14 protein-coding genes are annotated in these 17,330 nt (G+C 53.7%); 7 read left to right on the top strand and 7 right to left on the bottom strand.

All coding sequences use genetic code 11. The annotated features are described in order from the left end of the window. Nucleotides 1–56 precede the first annotated feature (56 nt). Together ACQZQY_RS22910 and ACQZQY_RS22905 are read right to left on the bottom strand one after the other, a co-directional pair. On the bottom strand, nt 57–737 hold the full coding sequence (locus ACQZQY_RS22910) for a type 1 glutamine amidotransferase domain-containing protein (RefSeq protein WP_431297287.1): 681 nt from the start codon (nt 735–737) through the stop codon (nt 57–59). Nucleotides 738–862: 125 nt separating this feature from the next. After that, the gene (locus ACQZQY_RS22905) at nt 863–1,474 is read right to left on the bottom strand and encodes a TetR/AcrR family transcriptional regulator (RefSeq protein WP_136375789.1); all 612 of its coding nucleotides are present in this window, start codon (nt 1,472–1,474) and stop codon (nt 863–865) included. A gap of 201 nt (nt 1,475–1,675) precedes the next feature. Here ACQZQY_RS22905 and ACQZQY_RS22900 point away from each other — a divergent pair, with 201 nt between their 5' ends. Genes ACQZQY_RS22900 through ACQZQY_RS22890 form a run of 3 tightly spaced genes read left to right on the top strand, consistent with a single transcriptional unit; the run spans nt 1,676 to nt 5,310 of the window. Beyond that, the gene (locus tag ACQZQY_RS22900; RefSeq protein WP_431297286.1) at nt 1,676–3,361 is read left to right on the top strand and encodes an Hsp70 family protein; all 1,686 of its coding nucleotides are present in this window, start codon (nt 1,676–1,678) and stop codon (nt 3,359–3,361) included. Between the two features lie 4 nt (nt 3,362–3,365). After that, on the top strand, nt 3,366–3,938 hold the full coding sequence (locus tag ACQZQY_RS22895) for a molecular chaperone DnaJ (RefSeq protein ID WP_431297285.1): 573 nt from the start codon (nt 3,366–3,368) through the stop codon (nt 3,936–3,938). 28 nt (nt 3,939–3,966) lie between these two features. Then, on the top strand, nt 3,967–5,310 hold the full coding sequence (locus tag ACQZQY_RS22890) for a hypothetical protein (RefSeq protein ID WP_431297284.1): 1,344 nt from the start codon (nt 3,967–3,969) through the stop codon (nt 5,308–5,310). 33 nt (nt 5,311–5,343) lie between these two features. Here the strand turns inward: ACQZQY_RS22890 and amyA are convergent, their stop codons facing one another. Continuing rightward, nucleotides 5,344–6,825: an alpha-amylase gene (amyA, locus tag ACQZQY_RS22885; RefSeq protein ID WP_056773854.1), complete on the bottom strand. Its 1,482-nt coding sequence runs from the start codon at nt 6,823–6,825 to the stop codon at nt 5,344–5,346. A gap of 122 nt (nt 6,826–6,947) precedes the next feature. After that, nucleotides 6,948–8,450 (bottom strand): glycine betaine/L-proline transporter ProP, encoded by a 1,503-nt coding sequence (gene proP, locus ACQZQY_RS22880; protein ID WP_056774022.1) that lies wholly within the window; start codon nt 8,448–8,450, stop codon nt 6,948–6,950. A 284-nt stretch (nt 8,451–8,734) separates the two neighbouring features. On the opposite strand from proP, the gene ACQZQY_RS22875 reads away from it, so the two are divergent. Both ACQZQY_RS22875 and ACQZQY_RS22870 read left to right on the top strand, forming a co-directional pair. Then, nucleotides 8,735–9,916 (top strand): oligogalacturonate lyase family protein, encoded by a 1,182-nt coding sequence (locus tag ACQZQY_RS22875; RefSeq protein ID WP_122096693.1) that lies wholly within the window; start codon nt 8,735–8,737, stop codon nt 9,914–9,916. Nucleotides 9,917–9,919: 3 nt separating this feature from the next. Beyond that, a complete protein-coding gene (locus ACQZQY_RS22870; RefSeq protein ID WP_056773847.1) occupies nt 9,920–10,240 on the top strand; it encodes a cupin domain-containing protein in 321 nt (106 codons plus the stop codon). Nucleotides 10,241–10,317: 77 nt separating this feature from the next. Here the strand turns inward: ACQZQY_RS22870 and ACQZQY_RS22865 are convergent, their stop codons facing one another. From ACQZQY_RS22865 to ACQZQY_RS22855, 3 genes are all read right to left on the bottom strand, one after another. Beyond that, entirely contained in the window at nt 10,318–10,956 is a 639-nt protein-coding gene (locus ACQZQY_RS22865; protein ID WP_056773844.1) for an RpiB/LacA/LacB family sugar-phosphate isomerase, read from the bottom strand. Nucleotides 10,957–11,033: 77 nt separating this feature from the next. After that, a complete protein-coding gene (gene kduD / locus ACQZQY_RS22860) occupies nt 11,034–11,795 on the bottom strand; it encodes a 2-dehydro-3-deoxy-D-gluconate 5-dehydrogenase KduD (protein ID WP_056774019.1) in 762 nt (253 codons plus the stop codon). A gap of 368 nt (nt 11,796–12,163) precedes the next feature. Further along, complete coding sequence (locus tag ACQZQY_RS22855) at nt 12,164–12,520, bottom strand: helix-turn-helix domain-containing protein (protein ID WP_056773842.1); 357 nt, start codon at nt 12,518–12,520, stop codon at nt 12,164–12,166. Between the two features lie 445 nt (nt 12,521–12,965). Between ACQZQY_RS22855 and ACQZQY_RS22850 the strand changes: the two genes are divergently transcribed. Both ACQZQY_RS22850 and oqxB read left to right on the top strand, forming a co-directional pair. Then, the gene (locus ACQZQY_RS22850; RefSeq protein ID WP_238485139.1) at nt 12,966–14,096 is read left to right on the top strand and encodes an efflux RND transporter periplasmic adaptor subunit; all 1,131 of its coding nucleotides are present in this window, start codon (nt 12,966–12,968) and stop codon (nt 14,094–14,096) included. 16 nt (nt 14,097–14,112) lie between these two features. After that, nucleotides 14,113–17,265, top strand: a complete 3,153-nt coding sequence (gene oqxB, locus ACQZQY_RS22845; RefSeq protein ID WP_056773834.1) for a multidrug efflux RND transporter permease subunit OqxB — start codon at nt 14,113–14,115, stop codon at nt 17,263–17,265. The last annotated feature ends 65 nt before the right edge of the window (nt 17,266–17,330 follow it).

Below are 17,330 nucleotides of genomic sequence, written 5' to 3'. Positions count from 1 at the left end.
AGCGTGATGTTCCGGTTTTATTTTATGGCGCGTGCGGCCATGTTTGTTGCAGCGGATTATTTGTTCAGTTGATCAACCAGCAGTACCGCGGCTTCCGCAGAAGAACCCGGGTTTTGTCCGGTGATCAGCAGGCCTTCACGTACCACGTAAGAACCCCAGTCAGCGCCTTTGGAATAGACACCCCCCAGTTTTTTCAGCTCATCTTCCACCAGGAAAGGCACCACGTCGGTCAGGCCAACCGCTTCTTCTTCGGTATTGGTAAAACCGGTGACTTTTTTACCCTGAACCAGCGGATTGCCCTGCTCATCTTTCACGTGACGCAGCACGCCCGGCGCGTGGCACACCAGCGCAACAGGTTTACTGGCAGCGATGAACGATTCGATCAGTTTAATTGAGTGCTTATCTTCCGCCAGATCCCACAATGGACCGTGGCCGCCAGGGTAGAATACGGCGTCGAAATCAGCCTGCGAAACGCTGTCCAGACGCACTGTCTCTGCCAGCTGGGCGTTAGTCTGCGCATCGGCTTCAAAGCGGTGGGTTTGTTCTGTCTGGAAATCCGGCTCATTGCTTTTCGGATCCAGCGGTGGCTGGCCGCCAGCCGGTGAGGCCAGCACAATGTCTGCGCCTGCATCTTTGAACGCGTAGTAAGGCGCTGCCAGCTCTTCCAGCCAGAAACCGGTTTTGCGGCCAGTGTTACCCAGTGTGTCGTGTGAAGTCAGAACCATCAGAATTTTCATGTTGTGTATCCCGTTTGTGATGTTGCAGGTTGTCTTTAATAGTAGACCAGTAATAGTAGACCAGTCGTCTTGTAATTGCTTTCAAAAAAACACCTCAGCGCGAGGTGTATTTTCTGACCATCCGTTTAGCGAGGTGGATGGATAATCTGTTGTGTCATTGCCATGGCAGCGTCAAAAGGTTGCGTATTGCGCACAATTTTCACCATCACGCTCGAGCCCAGCCACAGCTGATACAGCCCTTGTGCGGCCATCAGCGGTTTATCAGTGACGGTCATCGACCCTTCTTCAACGCCGGTTTCAATCACTTTCGCGATGCGGCTGATAATGCCGGAGGTGCCTGCATCAAGCGCCTGACGCATCGATTCAGAGAGATCCGCCACTTCTGCGCCCAGTTTGACGGCGAGGCATTTTCCCTGACAATCGTAAAAAGACTGACTCTCCTGCCACTGCTGCCAGTAATTCATCAGCCGCTGCGCCATGGTCAGGCCGGGCTGTGAAAACGTGGCATCCATTTCAGCGTGGTAATCCTGAAAATAGCTTTTCAGCAGTTCTTCGCCAAACGCATCTTTCGAACTGAAGTAATGGTAAAAAGAACCCTTCGGAACGGATGCCGTGGTCAGAATTTCATTCAGGCCGACGGCCGAGAAGCCTTTCTTCGCCATGAGTGACTGCCCCACATCGAGAATGTGCTTACGGTGATCGGTCTTGCCTGTGTCAGATGCTTTTGTCGTGTTCATGGGCTCAATCTATATTGAATTAGACCAGTCGTCTAGTGGTTATTTGAAAAAAGTCGCTGCTGAGATTCTGTATTGAGGCTAAACGTCAGTTTTTCGTCAAGATTTCATCGCGCAATCTACAAAATTATCTCAACTTTCTGTAAATTTGGCCGATGAAACTTCTTTCAGTTGTATTCAGCTTACGCCTCTGGGGTCATACGGATGTTGATTGGGATTGATTTAGGCACGTCAAACTGCGCGGTGGCTCTCTGGCAGGACGGTGGTTCCGTTCTGATCCCTAACGTTTATGGAAAAAATCTGACGCCTTCGGTGGTCGGGCTGGACGATGACGGCCACATATTGGTCGGCGCGCCCGCCCATGCACGATTGTTCACGCATCCTCATCTCACCCTTTCAAGTTTTAAGCGCTTCATGGGGACCGATCATCAGTTCCGTCTCGGTAAGCAATATTTTCGTGCGGAAGAGCTCTCCGCCCTGCTGCTGCGCAGCCTGAAAGCCGATGTGGAGCAGCATTGCGGGTGTGAGATCACCCGGGCGATTATCACCGTTCCCGCTTATTTCAACGATATTCAGCGTAAAGCGGTGAAAGCGGCCGGTGAACTGGCGGGGTTACATGTCGAACGCCTGCTGAACGAACCGACGGCGGCGTCGCTGGCATACGGGCTGGTGAATCAGCAGGAACAGAAATTCCTGGTGTTCGATCTGGGTGGCGGCACTTTTGATGTTTCGATCATCGATATGTTCGAAGGTGTCATTGAAGTGCGCGCCAGCAGCGGTGATGTATTCCTCGGTGGCGATGATTTCACCCGCAGCCTGGTCGGCTGGATGCTGGCGCAATATCCGCAGCTGGATAAAGAGGACACCGCGCTCTTCGGCCAACTGATTACGCTGGCAGAAAAGGCTAAGTGCCAGCTGACCACCGAAGACAGCGCGACGCTGAGATATCAGTGGAAAGATCTCTCGCTGAACTGGACGCTGACCCCGGATATTTTGGCGCAATGCTGTGAAAGCACGCTGGAGCGCATGAAAAAACCGGTGATTCAGGCGCTGCGCGATGCCAAATTCTCCGCCGATGAAGTGGACCACGTGGTGCTGGTGGGCGGCGCAACCCGTATGCCGCTGGTTCGTCAGGCGGTGGCGCGTCTGTTCGGTCGCTTCCCACGCAGTGAACTGCAACCGGACGAAGCCGTGGCGCTGGGTGCCGGTATTCAGGCCGGGCTGGCGATGCAGGATCAGGCGCTCGATGACATCGTGCTGACCGATGTCATGCCCTTTACGCTCGGTATCGGCATTTCGCGCCCTAAAGGCGACGGCTATGAAGGCGGCCATTTCCTGCCGCTGATCGAACGAAATAGCTTTGTGCCGGTCAGCCGGGTGGAAACCATCACGACGATTTCCGATCAGCAAAAACAGCTGGATGTGTCGATTTATCAGGGCGAAGCGCGCCGGGTAACGGACAATATTTTGCTCGGTTCGCTGCAGGTGGATGTGCCTGCGCGTCCGGCGGGTGAAATGACCGCTGACGTGCGTTTCACTTATACGCTCGACGGCATTCTTGAAGTGGAATGCCTGATCTCCGGCACCGGTAAACTGGAAAAGCTGGTGATTGAAAAGGCGCCCGGCAGCCTGACGCCGGCACAAATAACCGAAAGTTTGTTGAAGCTGGAAAGCATCAAACAGCATCCGCGTGAGCAACTGGTCAATCGCCAGCTGGTGGCCGAAGCCAACGCGTATTATGAGCAGAGTCTCGGTGAGCAGCGCCAGTTCATTGCCACTCAGCTTTATCATTTTGAGCATGTTCTCGATTCGCAGGATGCGCGGCGGATTGCCGAAGCCCGCAAGGAGTTTGAAGCGCTGCTGGTACATTTACGCCGGAACTGGGAATAACCCGGTGGAGATCTGGTCCGTTCTTGGCATAGAACCCACCCAGGACATCACGGTGATCAAACGGGCGTATGCCCTTCAGCTGAAAAAAACGCGGCCTGATCAGGATCCCGACGCTTATCAGCAGTTGCGCGAGGCGTTTGAATCGGCCAGACGTGGCGAATATTTTTGGGCGGAAAGTGACATTGTCACCTGCCCGTTGCCTCTGATGGCACTTACCGATGAATCCCTGATCCGCCAGATGCAGGTGCACGCCCTGGTGTGCGACGCCGTTACCCTGCTGCTGTCAAATGAACAAGCCGGTCTGGTGGAGCTGTTTGCCTGCCTGTCGGACGATTTGCTGCAAAACCTTCAGATGCGCGAAATGTTCAGTCAGCAACTGGCATGGGATTTGGCGGAACGTGAAGGACTGACACCGTCTGTGCTTGAGCAGGTGGCGGCGATGATGGAATGGGAAATCGACCATTATCAGCCGGTCGGGATTTCAATTTATCAGCTTCAGGCGCTGTACCAGCAGATTGAAAAGACCACCGGGCGCCGTTATCAGGCGGATTCGGGCATGCTGTGGAGTGACGACTGATGCTCTTTTTCTATTCAGGATTAGCGACGTGGGTGATTCGATGAGCAGCCAGGGAATATGGTCGGTATTAGGCATTGAGCCGACTCAGGATCTCAGTGAGATTAAACGGGCTTATGCCCGCCAGCTGAAAAATACGCGACCGGATCAGGATCCGCAGGGCTATCAGCGCCTGCGTGAAGCCTTCGATGCCGCGAAGAATCAGGGAAATGAGGACGTTTTAAGTGACGTTGTCACGAAAAGCGCGCGTCCTGACGATAACCTTACCGCTCCCCTGACGGACAGATTCATCCCGTACGAAATGGTCGATGAATTGCCGCCAGAACCCGACAATGTCTATCTGTTACGCAGCCAGGTGCTTGAGCAAATCCCTCAGATCATTGATGCAATGATGGATGACGAAATCACGGGTTTGAACCGGCTGGAAAGTTATTTGCAGAGTGATTTACTGCAAAATCTCGAACTGCGGGAGATGTTCAGTCAGGAAATTGCCGGGCAACTCAGCGAGCGCGAAGGATTGTATTCGACGTTACTGAGCCAGGTTTCCGCCATCATGGGCTGGGAGATCGACAATTATCAGCCTGCGGGTATTTCCGCCCGACGGCTGCAGGCGCTTCAGGCACAGATTGAAATGACCGGTGCGAATCATTACTGGTCGGTGATGATGCGTGAATATCAGGGGTCTGCGTTGAACCGGCTGCGTCTGAGGTTACTGACCGTGGAAGGTGCCAACGTCCCCTGGTGGGCAAAACTGGTGCCTGATTTTATGTCGTCTCTGAGTCAAAAACTCAGGGAAATCAGGATGCATTATCCGGCGTTGTTACCGCGCCTGAATTCGGTTTTGCTCAATACCCTGGCTGAAACCCGGCTGATGCTGCGCTGGGGAACGGTGTTCCTGAGCGGTTTCTGGCTTTTGCTGATCATGCTGGCGACGCGTGAGCATCCTCAGCCGTGGCGCTCTCGCCTGTTGCTTATCGCGATCATTGGCTTATATCTTCACGGTTACCCTTATCTGGAGCGAAAATTACGCTACCGGGCGCGCGGGCTGTGTGTGGCCCAATGTCTGCTGTCGCTGCTCTCAATCGCGATCATCGTAAAAATAATGCTCGGCTTCTTCAGGGTATTTGCTCCGGATGCAGGAAACCTGGTCATGGCAGTCACCCATTACGGTGTCCTCAGCGCCAGCAGTTTTTGTGTTCTCTGGATGATGGCACCCAAAACCTGGAAGTGGTACGGCGTGCCGTTAAACGCGATGACATTACTGATGATATTGCCGTGGGAAGTGGTGAGGAAAAGCCGCGGGACCGTCAGTGTCGTGGCCTTTATCATGCTGCTGTTTGTCTATTCGCTGCTGATTGCCGTGGGGTTTCGTTAAGAATGCGGGCAGCGCGCGCTGCCCGCCAGGTTGTCACTCTGCCAGGATCCACACGCTCACACTGCCCGCTTCGCAGTAGAATTGCGCCGTGCCGTGCTCGTCGGTTTCAATAATGTCGTCGCGATGTTCCAGTAAGTCACGCCATTTTCGGTGCGCGAGATTTTCTCCCATGTCGATGGTTTTCTCCCCCGCTTCACTGTTGGACATCACCACCACGCAGCCCGGATGTTCTTCGGTGCCACTGCGTGAAAACGCAATGCAGTTCGGATGGTCGAAATAGTCCGTCTGCACACCCCATGCATGGGTTTGCCGGGCTTTGATTAATGTTTCGAGCCCTGGGATCGCAGGCATGTCGATGGTGTAATTGTTGCCGTCATCCCCCTCATCTTCGTAGGTCGCGCCCAGTAAATCCGGATAGAACACAATCGGCACGCCCTGCTCACGCAGCAGGATGAGGGCGTAGGCCAGCGGTTTGAACCAGGGCTCGATCGGCGCTTCCAGCGACTGCAACGGCTGGGTGTCGTGGTTAGCCACCAGCGTTACAGCGTGTGCCGGGTCTGCGGCCACCAGCGTGTTATCGAAAATCTGGGTGAAGTTGAAATCCGCACCCTGTTTTGACGCATGGTGGAAATTCAGCTGCAACGGCGCATCGAACAGCATGGTTTTGCCGTCGACCTGATCGATGTAATTTTGCAGCGTCGGCACATCATGCGACCAGTATTCCGCCACGATATACATAGGTTGATCGGCTTCAGCCTGAATATGGTCAATCCAGTCTTTGTAAAACCACGCCGGAATGTGTTTTACGGCATCCAGACGAAAGCCGGTGCATTGGGTTTGATCCATCAGCCAGCGCGCCCAGAACTTCAGCTCTTCGTTGACCGCATTGTTACGAAAATCAACGTTGGCACCCATCAGATAATCGTAATTGCCGAATTCATCATCGACCTGATCGTTCCAGCCACCGGCGGTATAATCGTTGACGATTTTGAAGATACCGTTTTCATCCGGGTTTTCGATGTGGTCGACACCGCTGAAACAGTGGAAATCCCAGATAAATTTCGAGTACTGGCCCTGTCGTGCGGGAAACGTGAAACGCGTCCAGGCATCCGCTTCGATGATGTCATCGCTGATCTCTTCGCGGTTATCAATATTCACCCGGTTAACCTGTACACGCTCTTTCTCGTCAGCCCCCATTTTGTGGTTGAGCACCACGTCGAGGATAACGCCCAGCTGATGCGCTTTCAGCGCTGCAATGGCCGCCATAAGCGCTTCTTTATCGCCGTATTTGGTGCCACGCGTGCCCTTCTGGTCGAACTCACCGAGATCGAACAGATCATAGGTGTCGTACCCGACCGAATATCCACCGGAATCCCCTTTATAGGCAGGCGGTAACCAGGCTGCGGTAATGCCGATTTCGGCCAGCCATGCGGCCTTTTCTGCCACTTCCGGCCACAGTTTGCCACCGTCCGGGTAATACCAGTGAAAGAACTGAAACAACGTAGGATTCTGCATTCATGATTTCCATTCAGATGACCGGGAAATGAAGTATGGAGCAGGATTGGGAAAAATGCGGCGGAAGGAAAAAAAAAGCCGGTCAGCAATGCTGACCGGCCCGGAACGGCATCAGATCGGGATCAGTTGATTTCAGGATGCTGATCGATCAGGTTCTTTCTTTTCGCCTGAAGTTCAGCAATCTGTGCATCAATATCTTCGATCTTGTGTTCGATATTGTCATGGTGCTCTTGCAGAATTTCTTTCGCTTCTGCACGGTCAGAGGCCGCTGGCGTAGCGCCTTTCAGCGGACGGTTTGCGGTTTCTTTCATGAAGATACCGGTGATCAGACCAATCACTGCCACCACCATCAGATAATACGCGGGCATGTACAGGTTATTGGTGGATTCTACCAGCCAGGCGACGATGGTCGGCGTCAGACCGGCTATCAGCACTGACACGTTAAAGGCAATCGCCAGCGCACTGTAACGGATGTGCGTCGGGAACATGGCCGGTAATGTCGAAGCCATCACACCGATGAAGCAGTTGAGCAACACCGCAAGGATCAGCAGACCTAAGAAGATCAGGCCAATCACGCCGCTGTTAATCAGGATGAAGCACGGGATGGACAGAATAAACAGCCCCACGCTGCCGATCAGAATAAACGGCTTACGGCCAAAACGGTCACTCAGCATGCCCATGAACGGCTGGACAAACAGCATACCGACCATAATGGCAATAATGATCAGCACACCGTGGTCTTCTGAATAGTGCAGGCTGTGCGACAGGTAGCTCGGCATGTACGTCAGCAACATGTAGTAAGTGACGTTAGTGGCGATAACCATACCGACGCAGACGATTAACGGTTTCCACTGTTTGGTCAGGATCTCGCGGAAAGAAACTCTCGGCGGCTCTGCAATGTCTTTACGTGAATCGCTGTCGATTTTATCCACGTGCTGCTGGAAGGTCGGGGTTTCTTCCAGCGCATGACGCAGGTAGATACCGATCAGGCCCAGCGGTGCGGCGATGAAGAACGGAATACGCCAGCCCCACTCGAGGAAGTTTGCTTCACCCACAATGCTGGAGATCAATACGACGACGCCCGCACCCAGGATGAAACCGGCGATCGAGCCGAAGTCCAGCCAGCTGCCGAGGAAGCCACGTTTTCTGTCCGGCGAGTATTCGGCGACAAAAATCGCGGCACCGGTGTATTCACCGCCCACAGAGAAGCCCTGCGCCAGTTTTGCCAGCAACAGAAGGATCGGAGCCCAGATACCGATGGTAGCGTAACCGGGGATCAACCCGATACAGAAGGTACTGACCGACATGATAATGATCGTGACGGACAAGACTTTTTGACGACCAAACTTATCACCCAGCGCACCAAAGAACAGACCGCCCAGAGGCCTGACCAGGAACGGAACCGAGAATGTTGCCAGTGCGGCAATCATCTGAATACCGGGATCTGCACCAGGGAAGAACACCTGGCCCAGCGCAAATGCCACAAAACCGTACACACCGAAGTCAAACCACTCCATGGCATTTCCCAACGCAGCCGCCGTGATCGCCTTCTTGAGTTTGGTGTCGTCAATGATGGTGATATCGTTGATTTGCATCGGTTTAACGCGTTTCTTTCTCAATCTAATCATGTACATCCCTTTTTCAAATATCTCCACTGTTTCAAGCGAGAGGTATTCTGTTCAGTACCCTTAATGTATTTCGGGTATCAATTGTTATTTGCCAAACCATGACATTATAGAATGTTTTTTACAGAAGGGAAAAATGTGATCAACCTTACATTTTCAACAGCGTCTGCCATCATGTGACTGTGCTAAGTGGTAATGTGTTTTCAATTTAATGAAATATCATTTCAATTAATAAAATAAAGCCAACCACACGGCTGATTTTGTTGCCACTTACGAGGTGAATCATGGCGAAAGGTTCTCAGATTCAATTCAGTTTTCACACGGTTCAGGATCCACAGACCGGTGCCCGCGTCACGCGACTGACGCCGCCGGATGTTCTGTGTCATCGCAACTATTTTTATCAGAAATGTTTTACCCGCGATGGCTCTAAGGTTTTGTTTGCAGGGGAATTTGACGGGCACCGTAACTATTATCTTCTGGATCTCAGCAGCCAGAAAGCGGTGCAACTGACCGAAGGTCAGGGGGATAACACCTTTGGCGGATTCCTTTCTCCGGACGATCAATACCTGTATTACGTCAAGAATGAGCGTCGTTTACAACGGGTGAAACTGGATGATTTCAGTGAAACCACGGTGTATCAGGTGCCGGAAGAATGGGTTGGTTACGGGACATGGGTGGCTAACAGTGAATGCACCAGCCTGGTGGGCATTGAAATCAGTCGCGAAGACTGGACGCCGTTGTCAGACTGGAAAATCTTCCAGGAGTTCTACCACAGCAATCCGCACTGCCGGTTGTTGCGTGTCGATTTATTGAACGGTAAATCCCGCGTGATTCATGAGAAAAATGAATGGCTCGGTCATCCTATTTATCGTCCTTATGATGATAGTACCGTCGCGTTTTGCCACGAAGGGCCGCACGATCTGGTGGATGCGCGGATGTGGCTGGTGAATGAAGACGGCACCCAGGTACGCAAGGTGAAAGAACATGCGCCGGGGGAAAGCTGCACGCATGAGTTTTGGGTGCCGGACGGATCGGCGCTGATGTATGTGTCGTATCTGAAAGGCCAGCACGATCGTCATATCCGTCGCTTTGATCCGCAGACCGGGGAAGACATCTCCCTGATGACCATGCCTGCCTGTTCGCATCTGATGAGCAACGAAAACGGCACGCTGCTGGTGGGCGACGGTTCCGGCACGCCGGTGGATGTAAAAGACACCGCCAGCCATACGATTGAAAACGATCCGTGGTTGTATATTTTTGATGCCAAAACCCGTCAGCATGCTCCGCTTGCGGCACACAACAGTTCATGGCGCGTGCTGGATGGCGACCGTCAGGTCACGCATCCGCACCCCTCTTTTTCACCAGACGATCGCCATGTGTTATTCACTACCGATTCTGAAGGATTGCCTGCCCTGTATCTGGCGGAAATTCCTGACGCCCTGCTCAGTTCATTACGTAAGGACTAAACGATGTTCATTTTTAGAAAAGATATTCCTCTGCAGGACCTGGGCGACGGTGTGAGCCGTCGCGTTCTGGCGCATGACGGCACCATGATGGCGGTTGAAGTATATTTCGAAGAAGGTGCCGTCGGCCCGATGCACAATCACGTGCATGAGCAACTGACTTACGTGCTGTCGGGGCGTTTTAAATTCACGATCGGCGAAGAGACGCTGGAAGTGTCGGCGGGCGATACGCTGTATAAAAAACCTTATATTATGCACGGCTGCGTATGCCTGGAGAAAGGCGTGCTGTTAGATACCTTTACACCGCAGAGACAAGACTTCCTCTGACCGGCTGGCCTTCAGGAAAATAAAAAACCGGTGCTGATTTCAGCACCGGTTTTTTTGATCTCAAATAAAGGGATAGCTTATGCGAGGATTTCACGCACGAAGTTTTCGATCTCTTTATTCTGACCATTTTCGAAGAAGCATTTCTGGAAGCGTTCGCCGCTGACAGCGGTTTTCACCAGTTCTTTATCGATAGCGCGCAGGGTATCAAGGTAGTTTTCTTTTACCACCGCCGCTTTGACCTGATTCAGAATGCCCGCGTTACGCACCTGCGGTTCTTTACGGTCCGCCGGATAGCCCTGACCTTTCACGCCGGTGAAGGCTTTTTCGAAGATGAAACGCACATTCAGCTCTGCGCCCCAGCCAAAACCTTTGGCGAAAGGCAGCGACAGCGCGTTACCGTTGTTGATTTGGGCAAACAGGAACGCATCTGCCGGATCAATACAGTAACCGCAGTTAACGCCCGGATGTATGTTCAGTGACATCAGTGCGCCCTGCCCGGTGCCGCAGCCCGCGACCACGAAATCGACCGCTTTTGAGTTCAGCAGAATGCTGGCCATGATGCCCAGATGGATGTAAGTCAGGTGATGATCCTGCTCGTCAGACATGCCGACGTTGTACACCGGATACTCTTTTTCGGACGCAACCGCGTTCAGTTCTTTAAGAATGATCGCGTTTTTCGCGGCCTGACTGTTTTCCATCATCAATGCAATTTTCATGAGATTTCCTCTTTAGGCAGCGGTTTTATCCGCTGCTGTCTGTGAATGCTTCTATGGATGAATGAGGTTTGGCGGGATTAACGCGCCAGCCAGCCGCCATCGACGGCAATCGTGTAGCCATTAATGTAGTCGGATGCCGTGGAAGACAGAAAGACAACCGGCCCCATCACGTCAGACGGTAAACCCCAGCGCCCGGCCGGAATGCGGCTGAGAATTTCTTCGCTGCGGGCTTCATCGGCGCGCAGTTGCTGGGTATTGTTGGTCGCCATGTAACCCGGTGCGATCGCGTTGACGTTGATGTTGTGTTTCGCCCACTCGTTCGCCAGCAGACGGGTTACACCCATCACGGCACTTTTCGATGCGGTATAAGAAGGTACACGGATACCGCCCTGGTAGGAAAGCATCGACGCAATATTGATGATTTTACCGCCGGTGCCCTGCGCAATGAATTGCTTCGCTACCGCCTGAGACATGAAGAACACGGATTTGATGTTCAGGTTCATGACGTCGTCCCAGTTCTTTTCACTGAAGTCGATGGCGTCTTCACGGCGAATAATCCCGGCGTTGTTCACCAGAATATCCAGATGACCCATCTCGGCAACGGCACGCTCCAGCAACGCCGGGATCACTTTGGTGTCGCTGAGATCGGCGGTCAGGCTGAGAAAACGACGGCCAGTCGCCGCAATTCTTTCAATGGTTTCGGCAGGCTCAACGATGTTGATCCCCACGATGTCACAGCCGGCTTCCGCCAGACCGATGGCCATACCCTGGCCCAGACCGGTGTCGCACCCGGTCACCACGGCGACTTTTCCCTTCAGTGAAAAATTATCCAGAATCATGATGTTTCCTTTTTCCATAAAACGGAGGCGAATGCGCTTTTCCGTCACACAAGAATGAGTCGGGCAATGCCCGGCTACGAACTGATGGGGAGAAGTTTAGCGATAAAATTCGCGCAACTCAAGAAAATGAAACATCATTTCAATTTAGATGAACTTTGATGTCGTTTTTTGTTGGGTTGATCACGTCCTGAAAGAATGCACAGTGCAAACGCATGACAGTAAAACCGCGCAGGCTGGAAATTAAGCAGAAGAGTGTGCAAAGGCGTGTTAACGAAGGTGTTGAACGAAGGTGGAACGAAGGATAACGCAAAATCACTGCCCGGCGGGAGCCGGGCCAGCGGTACTGAAATCGGTAACGGGCGGCGCGCTTAGTGCATCGACCCCTGGCACTCGGTGGCCATGGTCAGACCGCGACGCCAGTCACCCGGAGTCTGTCCAAACTGACGTTTGAAACTGCGGGTAAAGGATTGCTGAGAATCAAAGCCCAGCGAGATCGCCACGCTGACGATAGGCTCACGGCTGCTTGCCAGCATATCGGCAGATTTCTTGAGCTTTTTCTCACGGATGAATTCACCCATCGGCAGGCCGGTATGTTCTTTAAACATGCGTTGCAGGTACCAGCGCGAATACCCTGCCCGTTTTGCGACGGTCTTAATATCCAGTCGCTCTTCCAGATTGTGATCGATCCAGTCGATCAGGTCGTGAATGAAATCCTCGGTTCTCATGGGCTTTCTCCTGTCTCTTATTCAGTTTGTTGCCGCCCCCCGAGGGCGTCTTTTTCTAAACTGACGCACTTTGCGATTAAATGCAAGTTTTACTATTGCATTTAATGTGTCGGTACGGGATAGTCACGCTCCCTGAAGTAAACGTTCTGTAAAACAGCACAGAAAGTGTAACAGTATTTCTTGCACTTTAGTAGCGGCGTCCCTACAATTCCCTCGAATCAATTGTATCAGACATTGATACATAATTGTGCTGATGAACGGCACAAGTCCCAAAAAAGTCAGATCAGGCAAAGGACGTTACCCGGAGGACAGACCGGTTGTATTGCCTGACAGCACTTACTCACTGGAAATAAAAATAATGAAAAACCTGCAAAAACCGTTGGTTGTTGCACGCGACCGCTTGCGCGGTACGCCTTTGACTTTGCGCCTTTCAGGGGTTGCGTTCATGGTCGCCCTGCTCGCCGGGTGTGATAACAGCGTGGCACAAAACGCCGCGCCCCCAGCCCCTCAGGTCAGTGCGGCCGACGTGCTGATTAAACAAATCAGTCAGTGGGATGCATTTAACGGACGTGTGGAAGCGGTGCAAAGTGTTCAGCTTCGCCCGCGTGTGTCCGGCTATATCGATAAAGTGAATTATCAGGAAGGCCAGGAAGTGAAGAAAGGTCAGGTGCTGTTTACCATTGATGACCGCACCTACCGCGCGGCTCAGGAGCAGGCACAGGCTGAACTGGTGCGTGCCCGCAATCAGGCCAGCCTGACCCGCAGCGAGTCCTCCCGCACAGAAAAACTGATTGGCACGCAGGCCATTTCCACTGAAATCGCCGAGCAGCGTCGTTCGGCAGCATCTCAGGCACAGTCTGATGTGCTCGCCGCTCAGGCACAGCTGGACATGGCGCAGCTGAATCTGGATTTCACCCGTGTGACCTCTCCGATTGATGGCCGCGCCAGCCGCGCGATGATCACCACCGGCAATCTGGTGACCGCAGGCGACACCGCCAGCGTACTGACCACGCTGGTGTCGCTGGACACGGTGTATGTCTATTTTGATGTCGATGAAGGTACTTTCCTGCGCTATCAGGCGATGGCGCGTGATGGCCAGCGCAATGACACCCCGCAGTCCCGTTTGCCGGTGCACGTCGGTCTGGTGGGTGAAGACGGCTATCCGCATCAGGGCGTGGTCGACTTTACGGATAATCAGCTCAACTCAGGTACCGGCACCATCCGTATGCGCGCCCTGCTGGATAACCGTGATCGCACCTTTACGCCGGGCCTGTTCGCCCGCGTGCAGTTACCGGGCAGCGCGGAATTCAGCGCCGTGCTGGTGGACGATAAAGCCGTTCTGACCGATCAGGATCGTAAATTTGTTTACGTGGTTGATAAAGACGGTAAAGCACAGCGTCGCGATGTGGAAGTTGGCCGGATTTCCGGTGGTTTACGTATTGTGCAGAAAGGTCTGGAAGCGGGTGACCGCGTGATTATTGACGGCGTTCAGAAAGTCTTTATGCCGGGTATGCCCGTTAACGCCAAAACCGTCAGCATGGCGGCCAACAGCGTCACTCCTGCCGCCGCTAAATAAAAGAGAATTCTGACTCATGGACTTTTCCCGCTTTTTCATCGACCGGCCGATTTTCGCCGCCGTTTTGTCGATTCTGATTTTAGTCACCGGGGCGATTGCCATTCCCCTGCTGCCGGTCAGCGAATACCCGAACGTGGTCCCGCCGAGCGTACAGGTACGCGCGGAATATCCGGGTGCCAACCCGAAAGTGATTGCAGAAACCGTGGCGACGCCGCTGGAAGAAGCCATCAACGGCGTTGAAAACATGGTGTACATGAAATCGGTCGCCGGTTCCGACGGCGTGCTGGTGACCACCGTGACGTTCCGTCCGGGTACCGATCCGGATCAGGCACAGGTTCAGGTGCAGAACCGCGTGGCGCAGGCCGAAGCGCGTCTGCCGGAAGATGTACGCCGTCAGGGGGTAACGACGCAGAAGCAATCACCGACCTTAACGCTGGTGGTGCATCTGGTGTCGCCTTCCGGTAAGTACGATTCGTTATACCTGAGCAACTACGCCACGCTGAAGGTGAAGGACGAACTGGCGCGTTTGCCGGGGGTCGGCCAGATTCAGATTTTTGGTGCGGGCGAATACGCAATGCGTGTCTGGCTCGATCCCAACAAAGTGGCGGCGCGTGGGCTGACAGCCAGTGACGTTGTCACGGCAATGCGTGAGCAAAACGTTCAGGTGTCTGCCGGTCAGCTCGGTGCAGAACCGCTGCCAAAAGACAGCGACTATCTGTTGTCGATCAACGCCCAGGGGCGGCTCAAGAACGAAGAAGAGTTCGGCAATATCATCCTGAAAAGCGGTGATAACGGCGAAATCGTTCGTTTGCGCGACGTTGCGCGTATTGAAATGGGCTCCGGAAGTTACGCCCTGCGCTCGCAGCTGAACAATAAAGATGCGGTCGGTATCGGTATCTTCCAGTCACCGGGCGCTAACGCGATTGATCTTTCTGATGCCGTTCGCGCCAAAATGGCCGAGCTGGCGACCCGCTTCCCGGAAGGCATGACCTGGCGGGCGCCGTATGACCCGACGGTGTTTGTGCGTGATTCTATCAGTGCTGTGGTGCATACGCTGCTGGAAGCCGTCGTGCTGGTTGTGCTGGTGGTGATCCTGTTCCTGCAAACCTGGCGTGCGTCGATTATCCCGTTACTCGCGGTACCGATTTCGGTTATCGGCACATTCAGCATTCTGTATTTGCTCGGTTTCTCGCTCAACACGCTCAGTCTTTTCGGGCTGGTGCTGGCGATAGGCATCGTGGTCGATGACGCCATTGTGGTGGTGGAAAACGTCGAGCGAAATATCGAGGAAGGTCTGGCACCAAGGGAGGCGGCACATCAGGCAATGCGGGAAGTGTCCGGGCCAATCATTGCGATCGCGCTGGTGCTGTGTGCGGTCTTTGTGCCGATGGCGTTCCTTTCCGGCGTCACCGGTCAGTTCTACAAACAGTTTGCGGTCACCATTGCCATCTCCACCGTGATTTCGGCGATTAACTCCCTGACGCTCTCCCCTGCTCTGGCAGCCCTGTTGCTGAAGCCGCACGGCGCGCCAAAGGACATGCCATCAAGACTGATCGACCGTCTGTTCGGCTGGATTTTCCGTCCGTTTAACCGCTTCTTTAACGCCAGTTCACACGGTTATCAGAATGCGGTGTCAAAAACGCTCGGACGACGTGGTGCCGTCTTTGCGGTTTACGTTCTGCTGCTGTGCGGCGCTGCGCTGATGTTCAAAATGGTGCCGGGCGGCTTTATACCGACGCAGGATAAGTTGTACCTGATTGCCGGGGTGAAAATGCCGGAAGGGGCATCGCTGTCACGTACGGATGCCGTGATTCGCAAGATCAGTGCGCTGGGGCTGAGCACCGACGGCGTCAGTGATGCTGTGGCATTTCCGGGGCTGAACGCCTTGCAGTTCACCAATACGCCAAATACCGGCACGGTGTTCTTTGCGCTGAAACCGCTGGGCGAACGTACCCGCACGGCGGCGGAAATTAACGCCGAAATCAACGCCAAGATCTCGCAGATTCAGGAAGGTTTCGCCTTCTCGATTATGCCACCGCCAATTCTCGGATTAGGTCAGGGTTCCGGCTACTCGCTGTACATTCAGGATCGTGCAGGTCTGGGCTACGGCGCGTTGCAGACGGCGATCAACACGATGTCCGGTTCGATTATGCAAACGCCGGGGATGGGCTTCCCTATCTCCTCTTATCAGGCCAACGTGCCGCAGCTGGATGCGCATATTGACCGTGATAAAGCCAAAGCGCAGGGCGTTTCTCTCGATGATTTGTTCAGTACCTTGCAGGTGTATCTTGGTTCGTCATACATCAATGACTTCAACCGGTTCGGACGCACCTGGAAAGTGATGGCGCAGGCTGACGGCCAGTTCCGCGACAGCGTGGAAGACATCGCCAACCTGCGTACCCGAAATGACAAAGGTGAAATGGTGCCGATCGGCAGTATGCTGAACATCACCACCACTTACGGGCCTGATCCGGTTATCCGCTATAACGGTTATCCGGCGGCAGATTTGATTGGTGATGCTGATCCGCGCATTTTGTCTTCGACACAAGCCATGACCGAGCTGACAGAAATGTCCAAAAACCTCCTGCCAAATGGCATGAATATCGAATGGACAGATCTGAGCTATCAGCAATCTACACAGGGTAACGCCGCGCTGATTGTCTTCCCGATGTCGGTTCTGCTGGCGTTTCTGGTACTGGCTGCACTTTATGAGAGCTGGACGCTGCCGCTGGCGGTGATCCTGATTGTGCCGATGACCATGCTTTCAGCGCTGTTTGGCGTGTGGCTGACAGGGGGTGATAACAACGTCTTTGTTCAGGTCGGGCTGGTGGTGCTGATGGGGCTGGCATGTAAAAACGCCATCCTGATTGTCGAATTCGCCCGCGAGCTGGAGATGCAGGGCAAAGGGATTGTGGAATCGGCGCTCGAAGCCTGTCGCCTGCGTCTGCGCCCTATCGTCATGACGTCCATTGCCTTTATTGCCGGGACAATCCCGCTGATCCTCGGTCACGGCGCTGGTGCAGAAGTGCGCGGCGTCACGGGCATCACCGTTTTCTCCGGAATGCTGGGGGTAACGCTGTTCGGGTTGTTCCTGACGCCGGTATTTTATGTGGCACTGCGCAAGCTGGTGACGCGTAAGCATGCGGTGCAGGAGACGCAGACAGTCTGATTGGTTATGACAGAAAGCAAAAAGCCGGGAAATTATCCCGGCTTTTTTACGTCTGAATGTCGCGA

The organism is Rahnella sp. PAMC25559 (assembly GCF_050632365.1).
In the GTDB taxonomy this organism is placed as follows: domain Bacteria; phylum Pseudomonadota; class Gammaproteobacteria; order Enterobacterales; family Enterobacteriaceae; genus Rahnella; species Rahnella rivi.
The sequence above is the reverse complement of the archived record's forward strand: the minus strand, read 5'-3'. Positions and strand labels throughout refer to the sequence as shown.

What these genes read in the sequence shown, in the direction of transcription:
- ACQZQY_RS22875 (WP_122096693.1), top strand. Translation starts at nt 8,735, where the DNA reads ATGGCGAAAGGTTCTCAGATTCAATTCAGTTTTCACACGGTTCAGGAT.
- ACQZQY_RS22905 (WP_136375789.1), bottom strand. Translation starts at nt 1,474, where the DNA reads ATGAACACGACAAAAGCATCTGACACAGGCAAGACCGATCACCGTAAG.
- ACQZQY_RS22870 (WP_056773847.1), top strand. Translation starts at nt 9,920, where the DNA reads ATGTTCATTTTTAGAAAAGATATTCCTCTGCAGGACCTGGGCGACGGT.
- kduD (WP_056774019.1), bottom strand. Translation starts at nt 11,795, where the DNA reads ATGATTCTGGATAATTTTTCACTGAAGGGAAAAGTCGCCGTGGTGACC.
- amyA (WP_056773854.1), bottom strand. Translation starts at nt 6,825, where the DNA reads ATGCAGAATCCTACGTTGTTTCAGTTCTTTCACTGGTATTACCCGGAC.
- ACQZQY_RS22850 (WP_238485139.1), top strand. Translation starts at nt 12,966, where the DNA reads ATGGTCGCCCTGCTCGCCGGGTGTGATAACAGCGTGGCACAAAACGCC.
- ACQZQY_RS22855 (WP_056773842.1), bottom strand. Translation starts at nt 12,520, where the DNA reads ATGAGAACCGAGGATTTCATTCACGACCTGATCGACTGGATCGATCAC.
- ACQZQY_RS22900 (WP_431297286.1), top strand. Translation starts at nt 1,676, where the DNA reads ATGTTGATTGGGATTGATTTAGGCACGTCAAACTGCGCGGTGGCTCTC.
- ACQZQY_RS22865 (WP_056773844.1), bottom strand. Translation starts at nt 10,956, where the DNA reads ATGAAAATTGCATTGATGATGGAAAACAGTCAGGCCGCGAAAAACGCG.
- ACQZQY_RS22910 (WP_431297287.1), bottom strand. Translation starts at nt 737, where the DNA reads ATGAAAATTCTGATGGTTCTGACTTCACACGACACACTGGGTAACACT.
- oqxB (WP_056773834.1), top strand. Translation starts at nt 14,113, where the DNA reads ATGGACTTTTCCCGCTTTTTCATCGACCGGCCGATTTTCGCCGCCGTT.